This window comes from Actibacterium sp., from assembly GCF_055134745.1.
Genome location: NZ_JBSRVX010000002.1, coordinates 1 through 16545, shown reverse-complemented (window position 1 = coordinate 16545; position 16545 = coordinate 1). Strand labels below are relative to the sequence as shown.

Here is a 16545-nt window from a genome sequence, read left to right as displayed (position 1 = left end):
GCGGGCAGATATACAGCCTCTGGCCGCTGCGCCCTATCATTTTGCGGCCTCTGTGCCCGGCGCCAAAATGTCTCAGCCCCGCCTGACGCACCCACCGATCCGTCACACCCCGATGTAACGCTGCAAAGGGGCCGGATCCTTGCGCAAGCTTTGCCCCGTAACGCATTGTCCAATATGACCGTTTTCAATAAACACAACCTGATCAGCCACGGACAGCACCGCCTCTGGCCGTTGCTCGACCAGAACGATGGCGACGCCGCGATCGCGCAATTGCACCATGACGTCACGGATCAGGGCAGTCATCGACGGCTGCAATCCCTCGGTCGGTTCGTCCAGCAGCAGGATTTCTGGCCGCAGGCACAGCGCCCGCGCCACAGCCAGCATCTGCTGTTCGCCGCCCGACAGGGTGTCGGCCTGTTGATCCAGCCGTTCGCGCAGACGCGGAAACAGCGCCAGCGCCTGTTCCCGTGCCAGGGCGGGGCTGTTGCGCGTCCAAAGGCCGATCTCAAGGTTCTGAGCCACGCTCAGCTCGCCGAACAGGCGGCGGCCCTGCGGGACATAGCCGACACCCTGGCGCGCAACGCGATGCGGGGGCAACCGGGTCAGGTCGATATCGTTCAGCCATATCTGGCCTCCCGTCGGGCGCACGAGCCCCATGATCGTCTTCAGGATGGTGGTCTTGCCCGCCCCGTTGCGCCCCATCAGGCAGGTGATCTGGCCCGGCGATGCGGTAAATGAAATGTCGCCCAGCACAGGCGCAGCACCATAGGCGGCGCTGATACGATCAATCTTCAGCATGGGATGTCCCCAGATAGACCGCCTGAACGACCGGATTGGCATGTATTTCGGCCGGACTGCCTTCGGCCAGAATACAGCCACGATCCATAACCGTTATGAAGTCAGCAGATTGCATAACGATATTCATGTTGTGCTCGATCAAAAGCACGGTCGTCTTTCCGGCCATGTCACGCAACAGCGCTTGAAAGACAGCGATCTCGGCATCGGCCAGGCCCTGTGTCGGTTCGTCCAGGATCAGCAGGCGCGGCGCCTGTGCCAGCCCCATGGCCAGTTCCAGCAACCGCTGGTGGCCATAACTCAGGTCACCCGCCAACGTCGCCTGTCGATCAGACAGCCCTACCTGCGCCAATGCCTGCCGGGTTCGCTGGATCGCCCCGGCTGGCTGGCGTCGCGCTGCCAGCGCCACGTTCTCGTGCACGCTGAGCGCGCCAAAAACCGATGTAATCTGAAACGTATAGCCCATTCCAGCAGCCACACGCCGATGCGCGGGCCAACCGGTGATATCTTGCCCGTCGAACAGAATCTGCCCAGCATCGGGTGCAATCCGCCCGATCAACATGCCCACAAAGGTGGTCTTGCCCGCGCCATTCGGCCCGATAAGGGCGCGTATCTGCCCCTGCGGCAGATCGAAATCAACATTATCAACGGCGCGCAAGCCGCTGAATGATCGTGATAATCCACGCACTTTCAGCAGAGTCACGGCAGCCCCCGCCAGATATGGCGCCGCACCGCGCCAGCGATGCCCCTGGGGGCAAACAATGTCAACGCCAGCAGCACGACGCCCGCGATCAGCATATAGGCGCTGGTCACACCGCTGGACAGGTCGACAAGGTAGAACATGAACAGCGTTCCAATAAACGGGCCGATCACTGTTCCGGCCCCGCCCAGCAACACCCAAAGCAGCGGGAAGATCGAATATTGCACCGTGGCGAAACTGGCCCCGACATATCCGAACAGGATGCCGTAAACCGCACCGGCCGCCCCTGACAAGGCGGCCGAGATGACCACCGCCACCAGCTTGTGCCGGAACACGTCATAGCCCAGCAATGCAGTGCGATCCTCGTTCTCGCGGATCGCCACCAGCACCCGCCCGGCGGCGCTGCGCACCAACCACAGACAGGCCATCAGGCAAAGCGTGAACAGCGCCAGTGCCGCCAAATAGCGATTGCCGGGCTGGCTCAGATCAATCCCCCACAGGCTGCGCTGGGCCGCCTGAACCACGAACCCCTCATCGCCGCCAGTATAGCCACCGAACAGCAGGATCGTCAGATAGACCGCCTGTGCAAACATCAGCGACACGATCATGAACCCAACCCCGCGTGTGCGCAGCGCCAGCAGCCCGACGACCAGCCCCAGCACTGCGGCACAGCCCAGCCCCATCGCCAGCGCCGCGACCGGGTCCAGCGCCATATACCGCCCCCCCAGCCCCGCGCCATACATGCCCGCCGCAAAGAACATCGCATGCCCCAGGCTCAGCAATCCGGCATAACCGAACATGATGTTATAGCCGATCGCATAGCTGGCCAGCACCATGACCCGCGCCAGATTGCCGTGATGATAGGCGGGCAATACAAAGTTCAGCGCCAGCAATAACGCCAGCAGACCGCCATGCAGGGCAAGGCTTCGCAAACCGGTCATCGTGCAGGCCGCCCCAACAGGCCCTGCGGCCGGAACACCAGAACCATGGCCACCAGCAGCGTCGCAATGATCTTGGCCAATGTGGGCGAAAAGAACACCGATATCACCCCATCCGACAGGCCGATCAGCAAGGCCGCGATCACCGTGCCCGGCAGGCTGCCCAATCCACCGATGATCACCACGATGAAAGACAGCAACAGCGCGTCGCCCCCCATCAGGTAATGCGCCTGCTGAATGGGCACGATCAGTACCCCGGCCAGCGCCGCCAAACCGGCCCCGATGCCAAAGACCAGCGCATAGACCCGTTCAACCGGGATGCCAAAGGCCAGCGCCGTTTCGCGGTCGATCTGGGTGGCGCGCATCAGCAACCCGGCCCGGCTGCGCAACATCAGCGCGCGGATGGCCAGCAGCACCGCCGCCGCCGCCGCGATCACGAACAGCTTGTAGGATGTGACCGACAGCCCCCAGGGCCAATAAAGCTGCGGCCGCCCGTTTACAAATTCGACCCATGGCAGGGCGATGCGTGCGTTGAACGGGGCGATGACCGGCCTTGCCTCGGGACCATAGGTCATCAACGTAAGTTGTTGTATGATATACAGAATACCGATTGTCGCCACGATGGTGCGTTCGGCATCATAGTCGATATGGCGCAGCACCGTGATATCGGCCAGCATCGCCACCGCCCCCACGATCAACGGCGCCAGCACCACAGCCGCGACGAACCCCATGACCGGCCCGCCCCCCACCAGCGTGCTGACGAACCAGGCCACCACCGCGCCCAGCATGTAGAACTCGCCATGGGCCACATTGACCACACGCATCACGCCGAAGACCAGCGACAGGCCAGATGCCATCAATGCCAGAACCGCCGCCGTAACCGCGCCTTCCAGCAAGGCCAGCATCAGATGGGGGCCAAACTCCACCGCCCTGCGCGCCCGTCAGAAGGGCTGCCGGGTATAGTCCACCTCGTCGGGATAAAAGGTGTCTTCGATCGGGGCGATGTGGATGGTGTTCAGCTTCCCGCCCGCCATCTGCGAGATATATTGCGGGCCGAACACTTGATGGGTCTTGCCGTTGAACACCTTGGCACCCTGTGGATGTTGCGGCGAATGCGGCATGATCGTCATGGCTTCCACGGCCTCGACCAGTGCCTGACGGTCCTGCGGACCCCGATAGCCGGCGTATTCCATGCCATCCTTGATCGTGAACAGCGTTTCCCAGCAGCCGAACATATGCCCATAGGTCGCCACATCGCGCGGATCGCCAAGTGCGGTTCCATCCGGCCCGACCCCGACAGCCGCGCGGTAATCGGCATCGAACCGGTTCACGTCAGGCTGGGCATATCGCGGCATGCCTTCCCAGAAATAGGACCCTTCCAGAAATTCCAACCCCGGGCTGGTCATGTCTACGGCCTCAAGGCTGTCGATGAACCCAAAGATCTGCGGCCCGTTCGCCCCGAAGAATTCGCCCATTTCCTTGACGAATGTCAGCACGGCCGGCCCGACCATGACGTGATATACCACTTCCGTATCGCGGGGAATCTGGGCGAAATACTTGGTAAAGGACGTTTCGGTTGGCGGAATCGCGATCTTGGCAAGCACCTGCCCGCCTTGTTCAACAATTGCCGGCTCCAGATTGTCGCGATGGTCATAGCCAAAGCCGTAATCGGGATAGATCATCGTGACCCGCCGGCCCAGGCGTGCGGTAATGAAGGGTGCCATCGCGCGAACCTGGCTTTTCACATCGGTGATACCGGGTTGCAGCACCCAGCGGTTCAGCATGCCGCTGGCCACGTGATGCCCTTCGGACACCACGAAATAGGGCAGCTTCAATTCGGCCGCGCGCGGGGCCGATCCGACCACCACATGGCTGAACAAGGTGCCATAGGCGATGTCGCAATTCAGCTGGGTGGCGAATTTTTCGACCACCTCGGCGCCGCGCTTGGGGTCGGTGCCGTCATCCTCGGTCACGATCTCGACCGGGCGCCCGTTGATGCCGCCCTGTTCGTTGATCAGTTTGACGGCGGCCTGTGTCGTGCGATCATACCAGCGGCCATAGGCCGCACCGATGCCGGTGGCATGTTTCTGAAACCCGATCCGGATGGGGGCGGATGATTGGGCCTGCGCGAAACGGGCCCACATGGGCAGTGCCGCCACAGCCCCTGCCCCAACGGCCAGCGTCTTCAACGCATCGCGCCGCGTTGGCGATACAGTTTTCGGTTCGGTATCGGACATATGACACACCCTTTATGCGCGTTACTTGGCAATCAGCTTAGGGGCAGACATTCCCCCTCACAAACAGATTGTTCATATTCCCGGGCCAAATTCAAACTCCGATCGACGACGGTTTACTTGAAAAGGAATGCGCATGAAAAAACCGCCCGGCACATGACCGGGCGGCTTGAATTACCGTTTGATTGACCGCAGCTTATTCAGCGGCGATCGGCGACACATGTGCCGGGGGCTTTTTTGAGATTTCGAACTCTTCGTGATACGAGCGTTCGACATTCACTTCCCACACGTTATGGTCTTCGCCCAGAACATTGCGTGCAGCCAGCATGGCCGACAGCATCGAATGGTCCTGGTTGTTATAGCGGTGCAGACCGTTGCGCCCGACCGTCTGGAAATTTTCCAGCGTCATGATCCATTCCTGAATCGTATCCAGCGCCTCTTTGTATTCACCGTCATAAACCGGATAGGCCTTGGGCTGACGAATGACCCAGGCGTCGATCACATCCGATGCCTTGGCCAACGACAATTCTTCCAGTTCCTTGGCGGCAAGCGCACGCAGATCGGCATCGGACATCGTCCACAACCCGTCGCCCTTCTGGCAGAAATATTCCATGCCGATCGAGGCCGTGTCGGGATTGGGCAGCATTTCCGGCGACCATGCGCGGAAGTTCTGGATGCGGCCGACCTTCACCTTGGGACTGTGGATATAGATCCAGTTGTCGGGGAACGGGTCAGCATGATCCAGCACCAGCGTCACGATCAGGAAGTCGCGATATTTCAATCGGTTGGCGGCATCAATTACATGCTGCGGCGGCGGGGGATCAAATGCGTGGATCAGATCCTTGATCGCCATAGAATTGATGAAATGCTCACCGCCCACGGTTTCACGAACCGCCGGCTTGCCATCATCCGACCAACGCTTGATCTCGATTGATGTCACGCGGTTGCCATCGCGGTTCACCTTGACCACTTCGGACCGCATGTTCACTTCGCCGCCACGGGCGCGAATATCGTCGCGGCACTTTTCCCACATCATGCCGGGGCCAAGGCGGGGATACTGGAATTCCTCGATCAGGCTGGCGGTGTCATTGGCGCCCGAAATCGCGTTCCAGACCGCCTTGAACAGCGACAGGTTCTTGATTCGCTGCGCGGCCCAGTCGGCGCGGATTTCCTTGGGATTGATGCCCCAGACCTTTTCCGTATAGCTGCGGAAAAAGTGCATGTACAAACGGCCACCAAAGCGGTTGATCACCCAGTCTTCAAAGCTGTCTTCGGTCTTCGAGGGGCGGACCTGCCACTTGATATAGCTGACAACGATGCGCGCGGCCTCATAGGGGCCGATATTGGACAGCGCGTTGAACAGCTTCAGCGGATAGTCAAAGAATTTTTCTTTGTAATAGATGCGGCTTTGACGCGGGACAGTGATGAAATCATCACCCATCACCTCGTGCCACATGTCCTCGACCTCTTTCACCTTGGTGAAGAAGCGATGGCCACCGATATCGAACCGGTAACCGTTATTGCTTTCGGTGCGGGAGATGCCCCCCACCATGTCAGAGCCTTCAAAAACCACCGGACGATGAGAGCCGCTGCGTTTCTGCAACTCGTAAGCTGCCGTCAGACCTGCTGGCCCACCACCAATGATGACGACCGGGATGCTGTAATTTTGTTCCATGTAAACCGCAAACGTCCTCGAATAAATCCACCAACTGCCAGCCTCGTTAAGACCATACCCCAAACCGGGGGGTGCTCAAAAGCAACTTAACGTTTTTCCCCGAATAACCTCATTTTAGTATCCAATTTGGAACCAATCCTAGATGATTCCCGCGTTTCTTCGCAAGTTTACACCTAACTCTGCGTCAAGCGCATGTCATTCGGTGAAATTCCGACACGAATCATTTTCTGCATGGCAGCATGACCATCGCCAAGCCCGACTTATTTGGTCGGCGGGGTTTGGCCGACGGGCATTTCGCCCTATACACAGACGCAATGAATCGAAGGGCCCCCGCGATGACCAAGATGCCGGATTTTCTGATTATCGGCGCCGCGCGCGCCGGCACGACGGCGCTGTATTCCTATCTGTCGCAGCATCCGCAGATTTTCATGCCGTCGATCAAGGAGCCGAATTTCTTTGCTTTCGAAGGCCAGACCCTGCGTTGCCAGGGCCCCGGGGCGGACTTCATCAACAACTCTGTCACGACCCTGCCCGCGTATCAGGCGCTGTTTGCCCGTGCACCCGCCGGCGCGTTGCTTGGCGAGGCCTCGCCGCTCTATCTGTTCGCGCAACAGGCCCCAGAGCGCATATATCACCACGCCCCAAAGGCGCGGCTGGTGGCCATCCTGCGCAACCCTGTCGAACAGGCCTTTTCGCATTTCCAATATGCCACAAAGCTGCGGATCGAGCCGCTGAGCGATTTCACCGAGGCCTTGCACCGCGAGCAAGAGCGTCTGGCCGCAGGCTGGCAACCGCTGTTCGGGTATTCTGGTTTCCCCCGCTATGGCGAACAGATCGCGCGCTATCTGGCGCTGTTCCCGCGCGACCAGATCCTGATCCGCACCTATGAGGACTATCAGACCGACCCCGCCACCCTGATCGCCGAAATATTCGATCACATCGGCGCCGATGCCGGGTTCAGCCCGGATATGTCGGTCAAGCATAATGCCGGGGGCACACCCAAGAACCGCGCCTTCCAGGATTTTCTGATGAAGCCCAATCCGATCACCGGCGCGGTCGGCCTGATCCTGCCCGTCAGGCAACGCCGCCGTATCCGCGACTGGCTGGCCGGGTTCAACCTGACCCGCGAAGACCGCATGCCCGACGCGGCGCGCACCATTCTACATCAGCGCCTGGATGACGACACCCGCCGCCTGCAAGGGCTGATCGGGCGCGACCTGTCGCATTGGCTGGCACCGGCGGGCACCTGAACAGATGCCCGCAACCAGTTGTAACAGAAATATTAAATCTTAATCAGCTTCTCGCCGGGAACCTTGATACCCCGACTGTCGAACGTATTGCGCGAATCAAAGATCACCTGCGCCGACTGCGCCACCAGCGGATAATCCACATCCGTGTGGTCGGTCGTGACCACCACCGCATCATATCCGGCCAGCGTTTCGGCCGTCAGCGGTGCGGATTTGCGATTGGCCAGTTCGGGATTGTCGCGCGTCATCGGCATCACCGGGAAATAGGGGTCATGATAATCACACCGCGCGCCCATTTCCTCCAGCCGGTTCAGCAGCGCCAGCGCCGGGCTGACGCGAGTATCTTCGATGTCCTTCTTGTAGGACACACCCAGGATCAGGATATCGGCCCCCTTCACGGCTGCCCCGCGTTTGGACAGGTCCAGCGCGATGCGATCGGCCAGCATTTCAGGCGCGCGTTCGTTATTGCCGCGCGCCAGGTCGATGATCGGCGTTTGCGACCCGACATCGCGCGCGCGCCACGACAGATAGACCGGCGAGACCGGGATGCAATCGCCGCCAATTCCGGGGCCGGGGTAAAAGGGCATATAGCCAAAGGGCTTGGTCGCGGCGGCCTTGACGACCTCCCATACATCGACGCCCATGGCATCCATCGCCACTTTCATTTCATTGACCAGCGCGATGTTCACCGTGCGAAAGCTGTTTTCGGCCAGTTTCACCGCCTCGGCCGTGGCCGAAGAACTGACCGGCACCGCCTTTGACACGATCTGCGAATAGAACGCTTCCAGCAGGTCGCGCGAATGCTGGTCGTCCGCGCCCACAATCTTCGGGATCGACCGGGTGGTATGGGTTTCGTTGCCGGGGTCTTCGCGCTCGGGCGAAAAGCCCAGGAAGAAATCGCTGCCGGCCTTCAGCCCGCTGCGTTCCAGAATCGGTTTGACCACCGTCGATGTGGCGCCGGGCCACACGGTGCTTTCCAGAACGACCATCTGACCCGGGCGCAGATGCCGGGCGATCACCTCGACCGCGCTGACCACATATTTCAGATCAGGCTCGCGCTCGGGCGACAGCGGCGTGGGCACACAGATCAGGATAATATCCTGATCGGCGATACGTTCAGCATCCGACGTGGCGCGGAACCGTGCACCTTCGATCGCCTTGCTGATCCGGTCGGGCGGGAAATAGGAAATCACCTGTTCGCCCGAATTGATACGCGCCACACGTTCGGCATTTATATCAAACCCGGTGGCGTTGAACCCTGTTTCATTGATCGTCAGGATCAGCGGCAGCCCGACATAGCCCAGCCCGACGGTCATCACATTCGCCTGCTTGGTGGCGATCCGGTCTTTCAGTGTTCCGAAATGTGAAAATGCAGAATTCATCAATCATACCTCACAGAAATCTGTCGTGTTGCGACTCGAGTAACATGAAACCGGCGGGAATCGGCAGCGCGATTTACAAATCACCCCGATGTTTTGCCGAACCGGCCGGGATTTGTCACCAATCTAGCCGCGCCGCAGCAATTGCGCCCGGATCGCGTCCAATCCCTTGTTGAAATCATGGGCAGGCGCATAGCCCAGACGCCGGCGCGCCCGAGTCAGATCAATCTGCGGAGTGGCGGCATAAAGGGCCAGCGCCCCGCGGTCGGGCCAGACCGGCCCCTGCGCGGGGCGCAGCCTGCGTGCCTTGGCCACCCATGTCTCGAACCGGCGCCGCCCCAGAATCCGGCGCAGCGCAGCGCTGATCCGCGCGGCGGATGACGGGCCTTTGGGCGTGGTGGGGGCCGGGCCCAGCCGGGCCGCCAGTTCGGCCGCCGGGCGCAATTCCACGGCCCCTTGCCCGATCAAGCCGGCATAGCCATCAAAGAAGGCATCCCAGCCCGGCTGATCCGGCCCGGAAATCAGAAACCTTTCGCGCCCCAGATCGGGCAGCCCCGCCGCCAGAACCGCCGCCTGGGCCAGATCATCGACAAACAACGCAGGGCAATGCCCCACCGGATCGGGCAAGATCACCGGCCCTTGTCGCAGCGCCGATATCGGGCCATCGGTCCACAGCGCGCTGCCGGGGCCATAAACAATGGTGGGTTGCAGGATCGCAGCGTCAAGATAGCCCTGCAACAACCTGTTTTCCATTTCTATCTTGGCGCGCCGGTATTCACCTCCCCCCGGCGTGATCGGGCTGTTTTCATCCAGCGCCCCACCGGGCCAGTTGTCATAGACCACGGCCGAGCTTGCATGCACTATCCGCGCCACGCCCGCAGCGCGCGCTGCAGCGATCAGCGCATCGAAAGCCTCCAGATTGGACGCCGCCCCGGCCCGCATGTCATAGGCGAAATGGAACAGCACCGCCTTGCCCCGCAGTGCGGTGGCAAGACGCGGCCCCGCTGCAAGCGGCGCCACGGCCACAGCCGCCCCCATCGCCAGCAGCGATCCGGCCTCATGGCCGCTGCGCAAGATCGCGGTGACATCGGCCCCCGCCTCGATCAGCGCCGCCACCACGCGCCGCCCGATGAACCCGCCAGCGCCCGTCACGGCGACGGGCAGGCCCTGCACTGCATCGGATGGTCTGCTCAATCCTGCCTCCTGTTTCCGGCTGCGGAACAATTTGCGGCCTGCGGCCCTATTGCCCGCCCGTGAAATCGTTTCACACCAAGCGTATAGTCGCCCTGCCATGGCCATGTTATACGGTTTGCATTCGCAGCGAAACGCATTCGACAAGAGGCACCATGCATATTCTGATTACCGGCGGCGCGGGGTTCATCGGCTCGCATCTGGCCGAACGGCTGATTGCCGAAGGCCACAGCGTCACCGCATTGGACGATCTTTCCACCGGGCGGGTATCGAACCTCAAGGCCATCGCCGACAATCAGGCCTTCCGCTTTGTCGAAGGCAATATCCTCGATCTGCCGCTGGTGCAGGAGCATGTCGATCAGGCCGATGTGATCTTTCATCTGGCAGCCGCCGTCGGCGTCAAGCTGATCATGGACGAACCCAGCCGCTCGATCCTGACCAATGTCACCGGCACCGAAAACGTGCTGAAGGCGGCGCTGAAGGACAAGAAGCTGACCTTCATCGCCTCCACCTCCGAGGTTTACGGCAAGGCGACGAAATTCCCGTTTTCCGAAGACGATGACCTGACCATCGGCGCCACCAAGAACCTGCGCTGGTCCTATGCCTGCGCCAAGACGCTGGATGAGTTTCTGACGCTGGCCTATGTGCGCGAGGTTGGCCTGCCCGCCATCGTGCTGCGGTTCTTCAACACCACCGGGCCGCGCCAGACCGGGCGCTATGGCATGGTGCTGCCGAATTTCGTGCAGAACGCGCTCGAGGGCAAGCCGCTGATGGTGCATGGCACCGGCGATCAGTCACGCTGTTTCGGTCATGTGTTCGATGTGGTCGAATCGCTGATCCGGCTGATGGACACGCCCGCAGCCCAGGGCGAGGTCTTCAACATCGGCACCGATCAAGAGGTATCGATCCGCAAACTGGCCGAAACCGTGATCGCCATGACCGGCTCGAAATCCGAAATTCAACTGATCCCCTATTCGGATGTCTATCCGGTCGGGTTCGAGGATATGAACCGCCGCCTGCCCGATGTTTCCAAGCTGCAACGCACGATCAACTTCCGCCCGATGCGGACGCTGGCCACGATCATCGACGATATCATCGCCGAAAAACGCGCCACCGGCCTGCATTAAGGATTTGACATGACCCCTGCCGCCCGTCTGGAAAAACTGATCCGCGACACTGCCACCGTGCTGCTGCCCGAAAGCGCGCGCAAATGGATCCGCAAACAACAGCGGATCTATAAACTGCAATCGGTGCCGGTGGGGTCGGTCAATTTCGGCGGGCTACGCCGGCTGTCGCCGATCAGCACCGTGTTCGGGCAGGACCGCGACCTGCTGACGATCGAGCGCTATTATATAGAGCAGTTTCTGGAAAACCATTCGGCCGACATCAAGGGCCGCTGTCTGGAAATGGGCGATCCGGCCTATATCCGCAAATTTGGCGGCGATAAGGTGACGAAGGCCGACGTTCTGAACTATGTCGAGGGCAACCCCCAGGCCACCATCGTCGCCGATCTGACCGATTCGCCCCATATTCCCGATAACAGCTTTGACTGCATCATCATCACCCAGACCCTGCAGATGATATTCGAGGTCGACAAGGCCATCGCCACCCTGCACCGCATCCTGAAACCGGGCGGCACCGTGCTGTGCACCAGCCACGGCATGACCCGCGTGGCCCGGCGCGAGGGCGTGGATGACTGGGGCGAATACTGGCATTTCACCACCCAGTCCAAACGCCGCCTGTTCGGCGATGTCTTCGGGCGCGAAAATATCGAGGTTTCGACCGTCGGCAATATCTTTACCTGCATCTGCAACCTGCACGGCCTTGGCGCATCCGAGGTCGATCAGGCCGAGCTTGATGTGCACGACCCGAATTTTGAAATGCTGGTGCTGGTGCGCGCGGTGAAAAAGGTCTGACATGACGAACAGGCGTGATTATCTGTGGCTTGGCGCGATCCTGCTGATCGCGCTGGCGCTGCGCATTCCGGGGCTGAACGATCCGCTGTGGTATGACGAGATCATCACCGTCACCACCCATCTGCGCCTGCCCTGGGGCCAGATGTTCGACGGCTATTCGATGAACCACCACTATTTCTTCGATCTGCAATCCAAGCTGGGCGTGGCCATCCTGGGCGAAAGCGCCTGGGCCGTGCGCCTGCCCGCGCTGATCTTCGGGCTGGCCGCGATCGGGGCGATGTGGTGGCTGGCGCGCGATATCGCGGGGGCAGCCATCGCGCATCTGACGGCGCTGCTGCTGGCGCTGTCGTTCCACCACATCTGGTTTTCGCAAAACGCGCGCGGCTATACCGAACTGGCGTTTTACAGCGCGCTTGGCATGATCCTGTTCCTGAACGGGCTGCGCCGCCCGCGCCCCGGCATCTGGATCGCCTATGGCGTCGTGCTGGCGCTGGCGGTGTTCACCCATCTGACGGGGGCGTTTTTCTTTGCCGCGCAGGGGCTGGTCTGGCTGGCCTATCTGATCGGTCAGGGCGCGCGGGGGGGGCTGGCCAAGGAGCAGATCGCCCTGCCGCTGCTGGGTTTCGTCATCGGCGCGGTGCTGACGCTGGGGCTTTATGCGCCCTTGCTGCCCAGTCTTTTGAATACGGTCGGCGGTGTCGCGGAAGGCTCTGCCGTCGATGTGATGCAGGAATATCAAAACCCGCTCTGGACCATATACGAGGCCGTGCGCACCACCATCGGCAGCGCCGGGCCGCTGGTCGCCATCGTGGCACTGGGGGTGATCGTGCTCTGCGTTCTGGGCGGGCTGGTGGCGGGACGCACCGCGCCGCTCTTTGCGCCCACCGTGCTGGTCCATATCGGGCTGACCATGGTGCTGCTTCTGGCGCTGGGCATGCGGATCTGGCCGCGCTTTTTCTTTGCCGATATCGGCTTTCTGATGCTGCTGATCGTGCTGGGGGTGCGGGCGGTAACCGATGCCATCGCGCGCATCACGGGCGGCAAGACCGCGCTGTTCGCGGCGGCCATCACGCTGATGCTGATCGCGTCAGGCGGGCTGGCGGCGCGCAACTATATGGCGCCGAAACAGAATCTGGCCGGCGCCCATGATCTGGTCCAGGCCACGCGCACGCCCCAAACCCGCGTCTATGCCGTGGGCGTCGTCGGCGCGGCCTTTCAAGGCTATTATCAGGTCGACTGGCAGATGCTGCCCGACAATGCCGCCTTTGCCGCAGCTTTGGCCCAGCCTGGCCCGTTGCTGCTGGTCGTGGCCTTTCCGGGCCGCAGTTTCCGCGCCTTTCCGGACATGAACCGGATGGAGCAGGCGGGCGAAATCACGGTCACCCATGTCTTTCCCGGCACGCTGGGCGACGGGAACGTGCTGGTCCTGCGACGTGACTGACAGCGCCGATATCGTCGTCGGATCGGGCCCCGCCGGGGTATCTGCGGCGATGGCATTGCTGGCGCGCGGTCGACCCGTGGTGATGGTCGATGGCGGCAGGATGCTGGACGCCGCCGCCGAAAGCCGCCGCGCCGCACTGGCCCGGTTGCAGCCGGGGCAATGGACCACCCGCCAGCGCGCCGACTGGCAGGCGCCGCAATTCAGCCCCGTCCCCGGCCAGGTCCGCCGATACGGCTCCGACTTCGCGCAGGAACAGGGGACCGACACCCTGTCCGATGCGCCCTGGTTCGGCCTGCGCGCCTCGCGCGCCATGGGCGGGCTGTCGAATGTCTGGGGCGCGGCGGTGCTGCCGCACCGGGCCAGCGACATCGCCGACTGGCCGGTGACCGAGGCCGAGATGGACCGCCATTACCGCGCCGTGGCCGCATTTCTGCCGATCTCGGGCACCAAAGACACGCTGGCCAATCTTCTGCCAACCTATCTGACCCCGGACGCCCCGCACATCCCCCCAAGCCCCCAGGCCGCCGAGGTTCTGCGCCGCCTGTCCGGCCAAGGGCAGCCCGGCTTTCACATCGGCGCCGCCCGTCAGGCCGTCAGCCCCGGCTGCACCCGCTGCGGCATGTGCCTGCATGGCTGCCCCTGGGGGCTGATCTGGTCGGCACGCCAGACGCTGGACCGGCTGCGAACTGACCCCAATTTCACCTATCTGCCGGGCCGCATCGTCACCCGCTTTGCCGAATCCGCCGATGGCGTCACGCTGACCTTGACGGGGGGCGACACCCTGACCGGCGCGCGCGCGTATATCGGGGCCGGCGTGCTGGAAACCGCGCGGATCGTGCTGAACTCTGCACCCGAACCGGGGCGCGAGCTGATCCTGCGCGACAGCCAGCACGCCTTTTTGCCGATGCTGCACCGGTGGCGCGCGCCTGCCCGCCCCGACCGCGCCGCCAGCCACACCCTGCCCCAGCTTTTCGCCGAACTCGATCGCCCCGATATCAGCCCGCATCTGATCCACGCCCAGATCTATACTTGGAACGAGTTTTACGCCCGCGACCTGATCGCCAGCTATGGGCGCAAACTGCCCGGGCTGACGCCGCTGTGGCATGCGCTGGCCCGCCGCCTGATCGTGGCGCAACTGTTCTTGCATTCGGACCATTCGCACCGGATCGGTCTGCGCCTGACCGCCGATGGCCGGCTGGCCGCACGGCTGGACGAAAACCCCGCCGCCGCCGCCACGCTGCGCGCGGCGCAAAGGGCGCTGGCGCGTGGCTTTGCCCGCGCGGGCCTGACGGCCCTGACCCCCGCCGCCCGCCCCGGCGCACCGGGATCGAGTTTTCATACCGGCGGCACGGTGCCGATGTCCCGCACCCCCGGCCCCGGCCAGTCCGATCCGCTGGGCCGTCCGCAAGGCCTGTCGCGCATTCATCTGATCGATGCGTCCACCCTGCCCTCTATCCCGGCCACGACCATTACCTTTGGCGTCATGGCCAATGCCCATAGAATCGGCGAAAAAGCCATCTGAAGCCCCCCTACCCTGTTCCCGAAAGTCAGACAAACGATGGGTTTTCAGGCGATTGTGCATGACTCAGCACAGGCTGCTGCGCCAGAACGCCGCAGAATTCCTATCACGCTTGCCCCATACCCTATGGCGGCCCTAGGCTGCGTTAGTGGCAACAGGTGGGCTGGGCCGCGTCGTCGGGTATCATCATGTTTCATACCGGCATTGAATCCTCGGAAACAGGCTGCCCGCGCGACTTTCACCCGCGCATATGGCTGCGCCGACGCATCAGCATTGGCTCACCGATGCTTTTGCTCATGCTTGTCGCATTCTTCAGCCTGATCGACCACGGCGCGGATGCGCATGTGTTCAAATCCTCTGATGCGGTCGTCACCTTCAACCGGGATGCCACTGATTTCTATATTCGCCTTCAGCTTAATCTCGAGGCCGTGGTGGCCGGCATAGACCCCGATCTGGCCGATACGGCCGACAGTCCGAATGCAACGGAATACGACCGCCTGCGCGCCCTGCCCCCCGACCAGCTGGAAAAGCTCTATGACGAATTCGAACCCCGGCTGGCCGCAGGGCTGCGCATTCTGCTGGATGGCAGACCGGCCGAGTTCACGATCAAACCGCTGATCTTTCGCGAGGTCGGCGATCTGTCCACAGCGCGCAGCACCGCGCTGGAAATCTCTGGCCACCTGCCCGCGGATGCGCAGACCTTCAGCATCGGCTGGCCCGCACAATTCGGCAAACTGACCCTGCGCACCGAGGCCGTCCGGGCCCGAACTTCAGCAATCCAGATCGTCGACAAGGGTGAAACGAGCACGCCGCTGACGATCGACGACCTCAAGGCCCGCTCCGTCTGGAACATGATCGCCGATTTCATCGTGATCGGGTTCCAGCATATCGTGCCAAAGGGGCTGGATCACATCCTGTTCGTTCTGGGCATCTTCCTGTTGTCGACGAAGTTGCGCCCGATCCTGATGCAGGTCTCGGCATTCACGATCGCACATACCATCACCTTGGGGCTGGGCACGGCCGGGGTCGTCAACCTGCCATCCTCCATCGTTGAACCCCTGATCGCAGCCTCGATCGTCTATGTCGCGGTGGAAAACATCCTGCGCCCCACGCTCAGCCCCTGGCGACCGGTCGTTGTCTTTCTGTTCGGACTGCTGCACGGGCTGGGCTTTGCGGGTATCCTGCGCGAATTCGGTATTCCGCAAGGCGAATTCCTGACCGCCTTGCTGTCCTTCAATATCGGGGTCGAACTGGGCCAGCTCACCGTGATCGGCTGCGCCTTCCTGCTGGTTGGCCTGTGGTTCGGCAACAAGCCCTGGTATCGCAGCCGCATTGTCATTCCCGGTTCGCTGATCATTACCCTGGTCGGAGCCTTCTGGTTCGTTCAGCGGGTTTTCTTCTGAAGCCACTGCGCAATCCTTGGCCTCGCGCCGGGGTATTTTGACCAAGGATAAACACCATGGTCTTATTCTTGGAACAAGTACCCTCGGGGGGTGCGGGGGGCAGACAG

General features: G+C 62.0%; 14 protein-coding genes. 6 read left to right on the top strand and 8 right to left on the bottom strand.

What is annotated here, in order from left to right; translation table 11 throughout:
• Window positions 1-102: 102 nt before the first annotated feature.
• From ACTCHC_RS00165 to ACTCHC_RS00140, 6 genes are all read right to left on the bottom strand, one after another.
• Window positions 103-798, bottom strand: a complete 696-nt coding sequence (locus tag ACTCHC_RS00165; RefSeq protein WP_463020419.1) for an ABC transporter ATP-binding protein — start codon at window positions 796-798, stop codon at window positions 103-105.
• Entirely contained in the window at window positions 785-1498 is a 714-nt protein-coding gene (locus ACTCHC_RS00160; protein ID WP_463020418.1) for an ABC transporter ATP-binding protein, read from the bottom strand. Before ACTCHC_RS00160 ends, ACTCHC_RS00165 begins: the two co-directional genes overlap by 14 nt.
• Window positions 1495-2436, bottom strand: coding sequence for a branched-chain amino acid ABC transporter permease (locus tag ACTCHC_RS00155; RefSeq protein WP_463020417.1), 942 nt, complete (start codon window positions 2434-2436; stop codon window positions 1495-1497). The genes ACTCHC_RS00160 and ACTCHC_RS00155 overlap by 4 nt, the downstream gene beginning before the upstream one ends.
• Entirely contained in the window at window positions 2433-3359 is a 927-nt protein-coding gene (locus ACTCHC_RS00150; RefSeq protein WP_463020416.1) for a branched-chain amino acid ABC transporter permease, read from the bottom strand. The genes ACTCHC_RS00155 and ACTCHC_RS00150 overlap by 4 nt, the downstream gene beginning before the upstream one ends.
• 15 nt (window positions 3360-3374) lie before the next feature.
• Window positions 3375-4670, bottom strand: a complete 1296-nt coding sequence (locus ACTCHC_RS00145) for an ABC transporter substrate-binding protein (RefSeq protein ID WP_463020415.1) — start codon at window positions 4668-4670, stop codon at window positions 3375-3377.
• A gap of 193 nt (window positions 4671-4863) precedes the next feature.
• Entirely contained in the window at window positions 4864-6342 is a 1479-nt protein-coding gene (locus tag ACTCHC_RS00140) for an NAD(P)/FAD-dependent oxidoreductase (protein WP_463020414.1), read from the bottom strand.
• A gap of 335 nt (window positions 6343-6677) precedes the next feature.
• On the opposite strand from ACTCHC_RS00140, the gene ACTCHC_RS00135 reads away from it, so the two are divergent.
• Window positions 6678-7592 (top strand): sulfotransferase family protein, encoded by a 915-nt coding sequence (locus ACTCHC_RS00135; RefSeq protein WP_463020413.1) that lies wholly within the window; start codon window positions 6678-6680, stop codon window positions 7590-7592.
• A 32-nt stretch (window positions 7593-7624) separates the two neighbouring features.
• Here the strand turns inward: ACTCHC_RS00135 and ACTCHC_RS00130 are convergent, their stop codons facing one another.
• Together ACTCHC_RS00130 and ACTCHC_RS00125 are read right to left on the bottom strand one after the other, a co-directional pair.
• Complete coding sequence (locus ACTCHC_RS00130; protein ID WP_463020412.1) at window positions 7625-8971, bottom strand: nucleotide sugar dehydrogenase; 1347 nt, start codon at window positions 8969-8971, stop codon at window positions 7625-7627.
• Between the two features lie 123 nt (window positions 8972-9094).
• Window positions 9095-10162, bottom strand: coding sequence for an NAD-dependent epimerase/dehydratase family protein (locus ACTCHC_RS00125; protein ID WP_463020411.1), 1068 nt, complete (start codon window positions 10160-10162; stop codon window positions 9095-9097).
• A gap of 152 nt (window positions 10163-10314) precedes the next feature.
• Here ACTCHC_RS00125 and ACTCHC_RS00120 point away from each other — a divergent pair, with 152 nt between their 5' ends.
• The 5 genes from ACTCHC_RS00120 to ACTCHC_RS00100 all read left to right on the top strand — a co-directional run bounded on the left by ACTCHC_RS00120 (window position 10315) and on the right by ACTCHC_RS00100 (window position 16438).
• Window positions 10315-11286 carry an NAD-dependent epimerase/dehydratase family protein gene (locus tag ACTCHC_RS00120; protein ID WP_463020410.1) on the top strand — a complete coding sequence of 324 codons (972 nt, stop codon included), beginning with the start codon at window positions 10315-10317 and terminating at the stop codon, window positions 11284-11286.
• Window positions 11287-11295: 9 nt separating this feature from the next.
• Window positions 11296-12075: a class I SAM-dependent methyltransferase gene (locus ACTCHC_RS00115; protein ID WP_463020409.1), complete on the top strand. Its 780-nt coding sequence runs from the start codon at window positions 11296-11298 to the stop codon at window positions 12073-12075.
• 1 nt (window position 12076) lies between these two features.
• The gene (locus ACTCHC_RS00110; protein ID WP_463020408.1) at window positions 12077-13516 is read left to right on the top strand and encodes a glycosyltransferase family 39 protein; all 1440 of its coding nucleotides are present in this window, start codon (window positions 12077-12079) and stop codon (window positions 13514-13516) included.
• The gene (locus ACTCHC_RS00105) at window positions 13509-15038 is read left to right on the top strand and encodes a GMC oxidoreductase (protein ID WP_463020407.1); all 1530 of its coding nucleotides are present in this window, start codon (window positions 13509-13511) and stop codon (window positions 15036-15038) included. The genes ACTCHC_RS00110 and ACTCHC_RS00105 overlap by 8 nt, the downstream gene beginning before the upstream one ends.
• A gap of 185 nt (window positions 15039-15223) precedes the next feature.
• The gene (locus tag ACTCHC_RS00100; protein WP_463020406.1) at window positions 15224-16438 is read left to right on the top strand and encodes a HupE/UreJ family protein; all 1215 of its coding nucleotides are present in this window, start codon (window positions 15224-15226) and stop codon (window positions 16436-16438) included.
• Window positions 16439-16545: the final 107 nt, after the last annotated feature.